The 13025-nt window shown below is 65.1% G+C and carries 13 protein-coding genes; 8 read left to right on the forward strand and 5 right to left on the reverse strand.

Annotated features, from left to right (window positions below):
* Positions 1–57: 57 nt before the first annotated feature.
* The 3 genes from MYCSM_RS16955 to MYCSM_RS16965 all read right to left on the reverse strand — a co-directional run bounded on the left by MYCSM_RS16955 (position 58) and on the right by MYCSM_RS16965 (position 2688).
* A complete protein-coding gene (locus tag MYCSM_RS16955; RefSeq protein WP_015307392.1) occupies positions 58–807 on the reverse strand; it encodes a hypothetical protein in 750 nt (249 codons plus the stop codon).
* Positions 808–995: 188 nt separating this feature from the next.
* Positions 996–2069 carry a CapA family protein gene (locus tag MYCSM_RS16960; RefSeq protein WP_015307393.1) on the reverse strand — a complete coding sequence of 358 codons (1074 nt, stop codon included), beginning with the start codon at positions 2067–2069 and terminating at the stop codon, positions 996–998.
* A gap of 136 nt (positions 2070–2205) precedes the next feature.
* Positions 2206–2688 (reverse strand): TspO/MBR family protein, encoded by a 483-nt coding sequence (locus tag MYCSM_RS16965; protein WP_015307394.1) that lies wholly within the window; start codon positions 2686–2688, stop codon positions 2206–2208.
* 84 nt (positions 2689–2772) lie between these two features.
* Between MYCSM_RS16965 and MYCSM_RS16970 the strand changes: the two genes are divergently transcribed.
* From MYCSM_RS16970 to MYCSM_RS16980, 4 genes are read left to right on the forward strand one after another with little or no spacing between them, the layout of a single operon-like run.
* Complete coding sequence (locus tag MYCSM_RS16970; RefSeq protein ID WP_015307395.1) at positions 2773–3933, forward strand: NAD(P)/FAD-dependent oxidoreductase; 1161 nt, start codon at positions 2773–2775, stop codon at positions 3931–3933.
* Positions 3930–4823, forward strand: a complete 894-nt coding sequence (locus tag MYCSM_RS16975) for an RNA polymerase sigma-70 factor (protein WP_015307396.1) — start codon at positions 3930–3932, stop codon at positions 4821–4823. Before MYCSM_RS16970 ends, MYCSM_RS16975 begins: the two co-directional genes overlap by 4 nt.
* Positions 4824–4832: 9 nt before the next feature.
* Positions 4833–4985 carry a hypothetical protein gene (locus MYCSM_RS37225; RefSeq protein WP_157681341.1) on the forward strand — a complete coding sequence of 51 codons (153 nt, stop codon included), beginning with the start codon at positions 4833–4835 and terminating at the stop codon, positions 4983–4985.
* Between the two features lie 9 nt (positions 4986–4994).
* On the forward strand, positions 4995–5894 hold the full coding sequence (locus tag MYCSM_RS16980; protein ID WP_015307397.1) for an alpha/beta fold hydrolase: 900 nt from the start codon (positions 4995–4997) through the stop codon (positions 5892–5894).
* Here MYCSM_RS16980 and MYCSM_RS16985 read toward each other — a convergent pair.
* On the reverse strand, positions 5821–7203 hold the full coding sequence (locus MYCSM_RS16985) for a purine-cytosine permease family protein (protein ID WP_015307398.1): 1383 nt from the start codon (positions 7201–7203) through the stop codon (positions 5821–5823). The two genes, MYCSM_RS16980 and MYCSM_RS16985, sit on opposite strands and share 74 nt — an antisense overlap.
* A gap of 37 nt (positions 7204–7240) precedes the next feature.
* Here MYCSM_RS16985 and MYCSM_RS16990 point away from each other — a divergent pair, with 37 nt between their 5' ends.
* Both MYCSM_RS16990 and MYCSM_RS16995 read left to right on the forward strand, forming a co-directional pair.
* Positions 7241–8377, forward strand: a complete 1137-nt coding sequence (locus tag MYCSM_RS16990; protein ID WP_015307399.1) for a DmpA family aminopeptidase — start codon at positions 7241–7243, stop codon at positions 8375–8377.
* A gap of 39 nt (positions 8378–8416) precedes the next feature.
* Positions 8417–9877 (forward strand): MFS transporter, encoded by a 1461-nt coding sequence (locus tag MYCSM_RS16995; RefSeq protein WP_015307400.1) that lies wholly within the window; start codon positions 8417–8419, stop codon positions 9875–9877.
* Here MYCSM_RS16995 and MYCSM_RS17000 read toward each other — a convergent pair.
* Positions 9874–10302, reverse strand: a complete 429-nt coding sequence (locus tag MYCSM_RS17000; protein WP_015307401.1) for a type II toxin-antitoxin system Rv0910 family toxin — start codon at positions 10300–10302, stop codon at positions 9874–9876. The two genes, MYCSM_RS16995 and MYCSM_RS17000, sit on opposite strands and share 4 nt — an antisense overlap.
* Before the next feature lie 461 nt (positions 10303–10763).
* Between MYCSM_RS17000 and MYCSM_RS17005 the strand changes: the two genes are divergently transcribed.
* Positions 10764–11792 carry an ABC transporter ATP-binding protein gene (locus MYCSM_RS17005; protein WP_442928535.1) on the forward strand — a complete coding sequence of 343 codons (1029 nt, stop codon included), beginning with the start codon at positions 10764–10766 and terminating at the stop codon, positions 11790–11792.
* Between the two features lie 51 nt (positions 11793–11843).
* The gene (locus tag MYCSM_RS17010) at positions 11844–13025 is read left to right on the forward strand and encodes a polyamine ABC transporter substrate-binding protein (RefSeq protein WP_015307402.1); all 1182 of its coding nucleotides are present in this window, start codon (positions 11844–11846) and stop codon (positions 13023–13025) included.

Raw genomic sequence — 13025 nt, forward strand, 5'->3', positions numbered from 1 at the left:
AGTATTTTACTAGCCATTCGTAAAGCCATTCCCTCTATGATGGGCTAGGCCTGGAGGTCACCCTGTAGCTCCGCGGAGATGTCGGGCAAAGAAGCCGAGCGAACTCTCGAGCACGTAGCCGGGCACTTGACGGTGCCCGCTCGGAAAGGCGCGCAACATCTTCTCCTCCGAGGCGAAGGCGTCGAACAACGCGAGACCGTCGTGTCGGGCGATTTCCTCGTCATCCCACGGCAACAAGTACTCAATCGGGATCCTGATCCGGTTGGCCGCCGAAACTAGCGCGTCAGATGTGAACATCGCGCCGAAGACCGCTGCGGTGATTCGAGGTTCGATCGCTGTCAACGGAATCCCGATCGCGGTGGCCAACGTCATCCCGATGTAGCCGATCGGGGACCTGGCACCGATCTCGGGCAGCGCCTGCAGAGCGTCAATGGTCGCCTGCCATTCCGGCACGGCGCGCTCGGCCAGTGACGCATTGAACTCGACGACGATCGGGTCGATCGGCTGACGTGTCGAGCGAGCGTGCCGCAGCGCCGCGACCCACCGCTTGTCCTCGGCGTTTCGCGGCCGCTCACCGTGCCCGGGCGCGTCGATGATTGCCACGGTGAAACCACAGGTGCTCACGCAATGGTGGGCGCGGGCCACCACTCCCGGCGCCTTCTTGTGCAGGCCGCCGCCATGACCCATCAGCATCACGGGCGCCCCATCCGAACCGGATGCGGATGACCAGATCACGCCTGTGATCTCGCCCAGGATGAAACCTCGTTCGATGACACCGTTCGACGACGTCTGTGAAGTGAATTGCATAGGTGCTGCCTTTCGGGATTGCCTTGTTATCGAGGCACTCCTGGCGACACCTCCGTCAGTCGCCCAACCGTGGAGAAACAAGGAGCACCCACCTCGGTACTGCGTTCATGGGTCTCACCTCCTCGATCGACGTCACGGTATCCGGGACGCTAGCAGCCGCGACGTCATCCCTGCCAACGCTTTTCTCGCTACCCAGCGACCCGCAGTACGCCGTCGGCCTCGGCCTCGACGCGCGTTCCGAAACTGCGGCTCATCTCTGCCACATTGGCGTGCAACCACGCGGCATCCTGCTCAGGCGCGCGCTCGAGTCGCATTCGCCGCATGCGCATGGGCATCATGCGCAAGACGATGTCTGTGGATTCGATCGATACAAAGTGCAGGAGTCGCAGCTCATGCCGGTATGCCTCGTACGTTCGGATGCCTTCGTAGTCGTCGATGGTGTCCCCGCATCCGTACAGGATCAGTTTTCCGCGATACGCCTCGATTGGCCTGGGGTGGTGCGAGGAATGGCCGTGCACCAGGTCGACACCTGCGTCAATCAGCCTGTGCGCGAAGCGAATCTGCGCGTTGTCCACGGCGTAGCCCCAATTCGAGCCCCAATGCACCGACACCACCCCGATGCCGTCGGGGCCCTTCACGGCGGTCACTCGACGAGCAATCATGTCGGCGCTGCGGTCCGTCATATCCGGCACATACGCGACCCCCGGGCGGCGTGCCGTCGCGGCCCACTCCGGTGGAATACCGCTCGAATTCATGCCACACGACGCGATGACGACCCGTCCGACGACCACGGGGCGCTCGGCAGCATCAGCATCCAAACCCGCACCAGCACTGTGTATTCCGGCGAAGTCGAGGGTTTTCAGGGTGTCACGAAGACCCTGATATCCGAAATCGAGGATGTGGTTGTTGGCCAGGGCGCAGACATCGGGCCGGATCGCGGTCAGACAGCCGATGTTGTCCGGATGCATCCGATAATGCACCACCTTTCCGCGGGCGAATTCACCCCGCGCGGTGATGCTGGTTTCCAGGTTGAGTAGTCGGACGTCGGGAGCGAACCAGTCGACGATCTCCAAAGCTTCGCCCCATGGCCATGAGAAATCGATCGGTGTCGGGATCGGACCGTTCACCTGCTCGGCGAGCGAAATGTATTTTCGCGCATCGGAAACCACGGATTCGTGCAGGGTCGGATCACCCGGGTGTGGCAACAGTTGATCGATCGCACGGCCAGTCATCACGTCGCCGGTGAGGAAGATGACCGTCATGACGACTCAGAGAAGATGTACGCGAAACACATTCGGGCCATCGATCCGCACCTCCCACGCGAGTCGGTGCGACCACCGCCGCGCGACAGCAGGTCGCATCTCAATCGTCGCAGCTAATTCGGCCAGCGTGGTGGGATTACCCAGAGCGATTCAGCTGCCAGATGCGGGTGGACAGCAACGTCGCGAATGCACACCACGCGGGATAGGCGGCGAGGACACCGGCCCGCGGGCCAGACGCCGCGACGGCCCGTCGCGTGAGATCCGCACTGCTCGCAGTCAGCGCGGCCGCCGCGATGGCCGACGCGGCGAGTTGACGCCGCGTGAAGAAGAGCCATGTCCACCCGGCGTTGAGCACAAGGTTGACGGCCAACAGGCCTGCATAGGTGCGGGCCTGCCCGCGATCCTCGGTGCCGAGGTCGTCCAGCACGGAGGCTGATACGGCAGCGATGTCCGCATAGAGCACGGGCCACACGATGGGAAAGGCCTGACGCGGCGGTTGGAAGCTCGGCTTCTTCAGCCCGGCGTACCACGTCGACTCCGCGGGCCGGCTTGCCAGACCGCCTACCAGTGCCGTGATGAACGTGGCCGCAACGGTGCTGACCAGTGTCTTTGAACGCATGCGGGAATTTACCCCAAAGCCGATGTCACGAATCGCGGCGCCGCTCGCGTCTGGTGTGTATCAACCGACACGAAAGGCGGAACGATGACCGAGATCCTGATTCTGGGCGCCGGGTACACCGGGATGGCCGCCACCGCCGGGCTGGTGGGTCGTTTGAAGGGTCGCGACGACGTTCACATCACGCTCGTCAACCCGCAGACCCGGTTCACCGAACGTCTGCGCTTGCATCAGACTGCGTCCGGCCAGACCCTGGCAGACCTGGAGATCCCCGACCAGCTCGAGGGCACCGGCGTCGACTTCGTCCAGGGCTGGGTGACGGGCGTAGACGCCGACGCGCAGACCGTCGGTATCGACGATGCCTACCCGCTGCCCTACGACACCCTTGTCTACGCGCTCGGCAGCGTCGCCGACACCGAGACTGTTCCGGGAGTTGACGAATTCGCCTACTCCTTGAACAGCGCGCAGGACGCGACACTGCTCGCCGAACACCTGAACCGCCTTCCCGACGGCACCGTGGTAGTGGCGGGCGGTGGACTCACCGGCATCGAGTCGGCAGCCGAGATCGCCGAGCAGCATCCCGAACTCGACGTTGTGCTGCTGAGCCGTCAGGTGCCGGGTTCGATGATGGGCGACAAGGCGCGGGCCCGGTTACACGCGGGTCTGAAGCGGCTTGGTGTGCGGGTGCGTGCAGGCGTCGACATCGTCAAGGTGATGTCCGATGGTGTCGCGCTGGACGACGGCGAAGTGGTCGACGCGCAGGCAGTGCTGTGGACCACGGGCGTCCGGGTGTCCCCGCTCGCGGCGGCCGCCGGATTCGACGTCGACGACCGCGGCCGCATCATCACCGACGGGGCGCTGCGGTCGGTGTCACATCCGAACGTCTATGCGGTCGGTGACGCCGCCGCGATCCATCAGGGCTACGGCGTCATTCACGGCACCTGTCAGAGCGGTATCCCGACTGCGCTGCATGCGGCGGCTTCGATCGCGCGTGAGCTGAAAGGCAAGCAGCCCAAGCAGTTCCGCTTCGGCTATGTCCATCAGCCCGTCAGTCTCGGCCGCAACGACGGCGTCATCCAGTTCACCCACGCCGACGACACTCCAGGGCGGTTCTACTTGGCCGGCCGGTTCGCCGTCGCGTACAAAGAGACGGTGAGTTCCAGTCCGTGGACCACATACCGTCTGCTCAAGGTGCTGCCCGCGCTGGGGGCGGCGACCTGGCGGCGTGGCGGCCGGACCAACCGATGAACGCCGACCAGCAGACGTTCGCCGACCACAGGACCCTGTTGTTCTCGGTCGCGTACCGAATCCTCGGCTCGGCCGCGGATGCCGAGGACGTTGTGCAGGACGCCTGGTTCAAGTGGTCGGCGGACGACCGCTCACAGGTCACCGATCCGAAGGCTTACCTCGCGCGCATTGTGTCGAACTTGTCGATGGAACGGCTTCGGTCCACGCGTCATCAACGCGAAACCTATGTGGGGCCATGGCTTCCCGAGCCGATCCTCACGCAGGCCGACGCCGCCGAGGACGTCGCCACCGCCGAATCGGTTTCGATGGCGATGCTCGTCGTTCTGGAGACGCTCAGCCCCTTGGAGCGCGCGGTCTTCGTGCTCAAGGAAGTGTTCGCCTTCAGCTACGCCGAGATTGGTGAGGCTGTTGAGCGTTCCGAATCCGCGGTGCGCCAAGCCGCTCACCGCGCCCGCGAACACGTGCTTGCGCGCCGACCTCGGTTCCGGACCGACCGCGTCAAGAAGCGCGAAGCCACCGAGCGGTTCTTCGCGGCCATCACGGGCGGCGACATCAACGAACTGATGGAGTTGCTCGCACCGGAGGTCACGCTATGGACCGACGGCGGAGGCAAGGTCCGCCAGGCGATGCGGCCCATCATCGGTATCGACAACGTCGCACGCTGGATCGCCGGTGCAAGCACACGGCCCTATGAGGGCGTCGAAATCGCCGATATGGCAGCCCAAGTCGTCGATATCAACGGCGGGCCGGGCATCCTGTTGACCGGCGCCGGTCGCGTCATCGCCACACTCACCGTCGACCTGGACGCCGACGGTCGCATCGCCACCGTGCACAACGTGGCGAATCCGGACAAGCTGCATGCGGTGGCGGACGGCGTCAAGCACATCTAGCGTGGCGTGGTGACCGAGGTTGGCTGTGACCTGATCCTCGGTGCGCTGCCCGGTAACACCGACGCGATCCGCCCCTACGAACGGCGCGGCTATCGGCCGACCTGGCTTTACGCTCCCGGTTTGACGGCCGTTGGTGTCGGGAACAATGGCCAGGATCGTTAGGGGGAATCGGTGACTGCTGAACTCAAGTACCTGGAACTGCACGGAGACCGCATCGCATACCGGGACGCGGGCACCGGCGAGACCATATTGCTGATTCACGGCATGGCGGGAAGCTCGGACACGTGGCGGGCGATGATCCCTGCATTGGCCAAGAAGTACCGGGTCGTGGCGCCCGACCTGCTCGGTCATGGTCAGTCGGACAAGCCGCGGGGTGACTACTCGCTTGGTGCATTCGCGGTGTGGTTGCGCGACCTGCTCGATGAACTGGGCGTCACGCGCGCAACCATCGTCGGTCAATCGCTCGGTGGCGGCGTGGCCATGCAGTTCGTGTATCAGCACCCGGATTACTGCCAGCGGTTGGTGCTCATCAGTAGCGGCGGACTTGGCCCCGATGTCGGTTGGACGTTGCGGCTGTTGTCGGCGCCGGGAGCCGAATTGATCATGCCGATCATCGCGCCGCCGCCGGTGCTCAAGGTCGGCAACAAGCTGCGCGCATGGGCCCGTTCCTTCGGAATCCAGTCACCCCGCGGCGCCGAAATGTGGAGCGCCTACTCGTCTTTCGCGGACCCACAGACCCGCCAAGCGTTTTTGCGGACGCTACGGTCGGTGGTCGATTACCGCGGCCAAGCGGTCAGCGCGCTCAACCGACTGCATGTGGCCTCTGAGTTGCCCATCATGGCGATCTGGGGCGATCAGGACCAGATCATCCCCGTCGCCCATGCTTATGCGGCCCATGACGTCCGGCCGGAAAGCCGAGTGGAGGTCCTCGAGGGTGTCGGTCACTTCCCGCAAGTCGAGCGGCCCGCCGAAGTGGTGGACCTGATCGACGACTTCATCACCTCGACGAGTGAGACCGCGACCGAACCAGCCGATAACCGCCGTACAACACCGCCGCCACCAGCAGATTGACGAAGTAAGCGACGTCGGCGCCGTGCCATGCCTTCGCGATCGGTCCCTCGAATAGGGGTGCCGTGTTCATGAACGGGATCGCCACGGCGTAGGCGAGCACGAAGGCGACCACGGCCGCGACCGCATCACGCCGGTCGGTTGATTCCTCGGCCGGGTTGATGGTCGCCCGGCCGTGAACGCGCAACCGCCAGTCGATAGCGACCACTGCGACGAAGCCTGGGATCCAGTAGCTCACCAACAACAGCACGTTCTGGAATCGGGTCGCGGTGTCCGCGGCGTTCAGCCACAGGATGAGCGGGTAGGCCAGCGCTGCGACGATCACGGCCGACACCGGCCGCCGAACTCGGACGCCGATCGTCTGCAGCGCCAGCGAGCCGCTGTAGTCGTTCATCACGCCAGAACCAATCGACGCCAGCGCGATGATCAGAAGAGCCAGCCCCCCTAGCAGACCGCCGCCCATCACTGTTCGCACACCCTCGGCCGTCTGCTCCGAAACCATGTTGCCCGCCGCGACACCGATGCCCTGAATAAAGGTGTATGCCAACACAATTCCGGCGAAGGTAAAGCCGAACACCCTGGCGCGCGACGAGTCGGCGGGCAGGTAGCGGCTGAAGTCGGCGGCGTAGCTGGCCCACGACACGGCCAGGCTGAACGCGATGGTCACCTCGAAGACAAACGCGCCCGCGAGGTCTGCGCCGGCAACGCTGGCGGGTGTGACGATCTGTTGTCCGGCAACGAGTTTCAGCGCGAACACCACAAACGTCGTGAACAGCACGACGGTCAGCACGGCCTGCATCCGGTGGATCACCTCGTAGCCGAAGAAGCCGGCCACAGCCTGCACGCCGAGCACGATCAACACCGCAAGCCAGAACGGAATGCCGAGCAGTAATGACAGCGCCTGCCCGCCGAACAGGCCGACCAGCGCGTCCCACGCGATCGTGCCGAGCCATTGCAGCACGGCGGGCAGCACGACCCCGCCGCCAAAGGCCATCCGCGAGTTGGGCAGCTGGCCGGTGCCCGTGCGCGGCCCCCAGGTCGACAGGTATCCGACGACGAGCGAACCGAGAACGGTGCCGATCACCATCGCCAGCAGACCCAGCCAGAAGCCCAGCCCCAGCACGATCGCCAGCGCGCCGGTGAATACGCCGGTCATGTTGACTTGGGGCGCGAACCACACCGTGAAGAGCCGGGCAGGCGACCCGTAGCGCTGGTTCTGCGGGATTGGCGCGATGCCGTGCGTCTCGACGGAAAGGTCGCCGGCGGAGGCAGGTCGGTGGCCGGCGAATGTCGGCTCGGTCAATGCGCTCATCGGTCCATTCGATCATGTGTGTTGGCAGGATTGACCGGTGACCATCACCCACACCACCGATGGCCGGCCGCGGGCGCGCGGGCTCGGCATTGACCTGCCAGGGCAGCCCGGCCCGCTCAACGCGATCACCGACGTCGATGGGATCGAAGTCGGCGCGACGACGTTGATCGAGGGCCCGTCGGTGCGCACCGGCGTCACCGCGATCCTTCCCCGCGGCCGTGATGGCGTCGGGCAGCCGTGCGCGGCCGGCTGGTTTTCGCTGAACGGCAACGGCGAGATGACCGGCACCACTTGGATCGACGAAGCGGGATCGTTCAATTTGCCTGTGGCGCTGTCGAATACGCATGCCGTCGGCGCCTGCCACACCGGTGTCGTCAGCTGGGTCAACCGGATCAACCCGCGGCTCGCTAAGCAGTGGCTACTGCCAGTGTGCGCGGAGACGTGGGACGGCTACCTGAACGACATCAATGGTGGTCACGTCCGGCCCGAACACGTCGAGGCGGCGCTCGACGCGGCGACCGCGGGCCCGGTGGCCGAAGGATCGGTCGGCGGTGGCACCGGGATGAACTGTTATGAGTTCAAGGGCGGCAACGGGACAGCATCCCGGCGGGTCGGCTATGGGCGACGGACCTTCACCGTCGGAGCGTTCGTGCAGGCGAACTTCGGCTCACGTGGCGAATTGACTATTGCCGGAAGGCATTTGGGCCGGGAACTGCTCGACGACAATCCGCTGGCTGACGACTGGTTCGAGGTCGACCTGGGGCTGAAGCCGCCGCCCGGCGCGGGTTCGGTCATCGCGATCGTGGCCACCGACGCGCCGCTGCTGCCCGGCCAGTGCAAGGCCCTGGCTCGGCGCGTTCCGTTGGGCCTGGCCCGCACCGGGACGGCAGGCAGCCACTTCTCCGGCGACATCTTCCTGGCCTTCTCCACAGCGGAGGCGCCTGGCCTGGCCAGCGCGTTCCCGGTTGGGCCAGTCCGTGACGACGAGTTCGGCACGCTCACGTTCATGCCGTGGGGCCGGATGGACGACCTCTACACCGCGGTCGTGCAGGCCGTCGAGGAGGCAGTGCTCAACGCGCTCGTGGTCAACGACGACATGATCGGCCGCGATGGCCACCGCTCCCCTGCGCTTCCGCATGCTCGGGTGAAGACGCTTTTGGCCCTCGGTCCATAATCGAGAGAACCGAAGATGAGCTAACGATCGGAGCGGGCCGTGGTCGAGACCGAAGCGCGGTCCCGGCTCGGCAGTCACGTTCGGCCCGGCCTGTTGATCGCGGGGCTCAGCATCGTCGTCCTGACTGTCGCGGTGCTGCAGACCGCCGTGGTTCCCGTGCTCGGCATCATCGGCCATCAACTCAACGTGTCGATGGTGGCTGTCAGTTGGGCCGTCACCGCCAACCTTCTGGCCGCGGCCGCGGCCACCCCACTGATTGGCCGGCTAGCCGACCTTCACCCCAAGAAACGCATCCTGCTCACCGTGCTCGTCGTCGTGCTCGCGGGCTCGGTGCTGGCGGCCACCACCACATCGCTGGCGCTGCTGATCGTCGCGCGTGTGCTGCAGGCCGCGTCGTACGGGCTCTACCCGATCAGCATCGCGATCCTGCGTGAGGAACTACCCGAGGAGCGGATGGGCTCGGCGATGTCGGTGCTGTCGGGAACGCTGGGCTTCGGCGGCGGCACCGGACTCGTAGTGGTCGGCCTGCTCATGAGCGGACACGCCGGATACCACCGCGTGTTCTGGCTGACGACGGCGTTCACCGTCGTCGTCATCGCGATCGCCATGCTCGTTGTGCCAGCCCGCCAGCGCAGCTCGACAGGGACCATCGACTGGCTGGGCGCCGCCGGGTTGGCAGCAGGTCTGTCGGCCGTGCTGCTGGCGATCACTCAGGGCCACTCGTGGGGCTGGACGTCACCGGCAACGCTGGCGTGCGCGGTGTGCGGCCTGGCGATCCTTGCCGCGTGGTGGCTGTGGGAACGACGGGCCAAGCAACCGCTGGTGTCCACCGAGATGATGACCCGACGGCCGATCATGCTGACCAACCTCGCGACGATATTCGTCGGGATGGGGCTGTACTTCGCGTTCCTGGGGCTGACGCAGTTCGTCCAAATACCGCATGCCGCAGCGGGTTACGGCTTGGGCGCGACGGTGCTCGAGGCCAGTGTCGTCTACCTGCTACCCGGAGCGGTCACCGGCTTTCTGGTGGCGCTGGTCAGCGGCCGCTTCATCGACCGATACGGAGCCAGACCAGTCCTCATTACCGCAGCAGTGGCAGGCATCGCGGGCTTCTTGTTCATCGCGCTGGCTCATCAGGCGCCGTGGCAGATCATCGTGGCCAGCATTCTGGCAAACGCCTACATCGCCCTGGGATACGGCGCGCTGCCCGCGCTCGTCGTCGCGGAGGTCGACGCGGGTGAAACCGGTGTGGCGACGAGCATGAACGCAATCGCGCGGACCGTGGGCAGCTCACTGGCCGCGGCCATGGTCGCGGTATTGCTTGGCCGGACCAGTCACGGCGTGCCGATGGAGAGCAGCTTCGTCGCGATCTTTGTCGGCGGCGCGGTCACCGCGGCACTGGCGATGGTGCTGATCGCGTTCTCGCGTCCGCGGCGGAGCGCTATCGAATCCGTTGAGGCGCGCTACGAATCCCGTGCCATGAACCACGAATGGGGTTAACCGAGTGCGGCGAGATTCTCCACGGACTTGCGCACATCGGATTCCAGCACCTTAGCGACGAGCCGGCCGACCGGAGTGCTGAGCAGACCGCCGGACAAGTCGGCGACGACCGCAAAGGTGGATCCCGGTTTGTCGTCGCGCACGCAGAGTGTCAGCGCGATCCGGATACCGGGTCTGCCCCTGCCCACGATCTCGATCAGTTTGGGTTCGTCGTAGCGGGTGACACGCCAGTGCACGGTGTTGCGGAAACCCTTGACCTTCACGCACGACGACACGCAGGTACCCACTTCGATCTGCGGCGGGACCTCGCTACGCCAGCCGGCGAAGATGGTCAGCCATTCGTCGAAGCGCCGCAGATCCGACGCCAGTGCCCATGCCCGTTCCGGAGTCAGATCCGACGAAACCGCGACGTCAACCTTTGCCATTCCACAGCACTACCCGGAGGCAGCAGCCGGGTAAACGGCGTCCGCGTTTCCACTGATCGGAGCCACGGAGGCTGGGAGACTGAGAGCAGCCGTCTCAGCCACCTCCAGCCTGCTGCCAGTAGCCAGGCGTGGCCAACGACGCCCCATTCGGCGGATTTTCTCGGTCTGGAGCGCGTACGACGAAGGATTCCATTGTAAAAATGTAAATTCGTTGCGGAATCGCTTGCGCAGGACCGCCCGATCCGCGATGGTTTACCCACAGCTTCACAGCTGTGTCTTGAGGAGGATTCGCCCTGACCGGCATACACACCACACCCGTCGAGCAAGCGGCGGGTTCCGACGGGACCACCCGCCCCAAGGGCGGCCCAGTCATCGAGATCGACCATGTCACGAAGCGCTTCGGCGATTACGTCGCGGTGGCCGAAGCCGACTTCTCCATCGCATCGGGTGAGTTCTTCTCGATGCTCGGCCCGTCGGGCTGCGGGAAGACCACGACGCTGCGGATGATCGCCGGGTTCGAGACGCCCACCGAAGGTGCGATCCGGCTGGAAGGCTCCGACGTATCGCGCGTGCCGCCGCACAAGCGCAACGTCAACACGGTGTTCCAGCACTACGCGCTGTTCCCCCACATGACGGTGTGGGACAACGTCGCGTATGGACCGCGCAGTCAGAAGAAGGACAAAGCCGAAGTCAAAAAGCGGGTCGACGAGCTACTGGAGATCGTGCGGCTGACCGACTTCGCCCAGCGCAGGCCCGCCCAGCTCTCCGGTGGCCAGCAGCAGCGGGTGGCGCTGGCCCGGGCGCTGGTGAACTACCCCAGCGCGCTGCTGCTCGACGAACCGCTCGGCGCCCTTGACCTCAAGCTGCGCCAGGTCATGCAGTTCGAACTCAAGCGCATTCAGCGCGAGGTCGGAATCACGTTCATCTACGTGACCCACGATCAAGAGGAAGCGCTGACGATGAGCGACCGGATCGCGGTGATGAACGCCGGCAACGTCGATCAGATCGGCACGCCCACCGAGATTTATGACCGCCCGTCGACGGTGTTCGTCGCGAGCTTCATCGGACAGGCCAACCTGTGGGCCGGTAAGCAGACCGGCCGCGCCAACCGGGACTTCGTCGAGGTCGAGGTGCTCGGGACGACGCTGAAGGCGCGTCCGGGTGACACAACTATCGAGCCGGGCGGCCAGGCGACGTTGATGGTTCGGCCGGAGCGCGTGCGGGTTTCGATGGATGCGCCCACCGGTGACGTCGCCACTGTGCGTGCGACGGTCAGCGATCTGACGTTCCAGGGTCCGGTGGTGCGGCTCTCACTGGCCGCTGCCGACGAGTCGACGATCATCGCGCACATCGGCGCCGAACAAGATCTGCCGATGTTGCGCCCGGGCGACGAGGTGCACGTTGGCTGGGCCCCCGACGCGTCGCTGGTATTACCGGCCGCCGACATCCCGACCACCGAGGATCTCGAGGAGATGCTCGACGACTCGTAAGCGTTGGCTGTAGTCAGTCCCCCTCCCCCTTCATCGAAAGGCACAGTCGTCATGCCCCCCAACGAGTTTGATCCCCAGGTCCTCAATCGCCTTGTTGCCAACCGAACGTCGCGCCGGCGCTTCATCGGCGGCGGGGCCGCAGCCGCTGTTGCGCTGGCCGTCGGCGGTTCGTTCGTGGCCGCGTGTAGCTCGGACAACAAGTCCGCCAGCGGCACCACGTCGACGCAATCGGGTCCGGCAAGCGGCACGCTGCGCATCTCCAACTGGCCGTTGTACATGGCCGACGGCTTTGTCGCCGAGTTCCAGAAGTCCACCGGCATCACGGTGGACTACAAGGAAGACTTCAACGACAACGAGCAGTGGTTCGCGAAGGTGAAGGAACCGTTGTCGCGCAAGCAGGACATCGGCGCCGATCTGGCGGTGCCGACGACGTTCATGGCCGTGCGGCTGCATGGCCTCGGCTGGCTCAACGACCTGGGTGATATCCCGAACAAGAAGAACATTCGCCAGGATCTTCTCGAGGCGAGCGTGGATCCGGGCCGCAAGTTCAGCGCGCCGTACATGTCGGGCATGGTCGGGCTGGCCTACAACAGGGCCGCCACCAAGCGCGACATCACCAAGATCGAGGACCTGTGGGATCCCGCGTTCAAGGGTCGGGTCAGCCTGTTCTCCGACGCCCAGGACGGCCTCGGCATGATCATGATGTCGCAGGGCAACTCCATCGAGAACTCGAGCATGGAGACCGTCCAGAAGGCAATCGACTTGGTCAAGCAGCAGAAGGAAAAGGGCCAGATCCGCCGGTTCACCGGCAACGACTACGCCGACGACCTGGCGTCCGGCAATGTCGCTATCGCCCAAGCGTATTCGGGCGATGTCGTCCAATTGCAGGCCGACAATCCCGACCTCCATTTCGTCGTCCCGGAGGCAGGCGGGACCACGTTCGTCGACACGATGGTGATTCCTTACACCACGCAGAACCAAAAGGCAGCCGAGGCGTGGATCAACTACGTCTACGACCGGCCGAACTACGCCAAGCTCGTCGCCCACACCCAGTACGTGCCCGTGCTGTCTGACATGACCGACGAGTTGAACAAGATAGATCCGAAGCTGGCATCCAATCCGCTGATCAACCCGTCGAAGGAGACGCTGGCCAAGCTGAAGGGCTGGCCCGCACTCACCGACGAGCAGACCAAGCAGTACAACGACGCCTACGCCACGGTCACCGGCGGCTGA

The organism is Mycobacterium sp. JS623 (assembly GCF_000328565.1).
In the GTDB taxonomy this organism is placed as follows: Bacteria; Actinomycetota; Actinomycetes; order Mycobacteriales; family Mycobacteriaceae; genus Mycobacterium.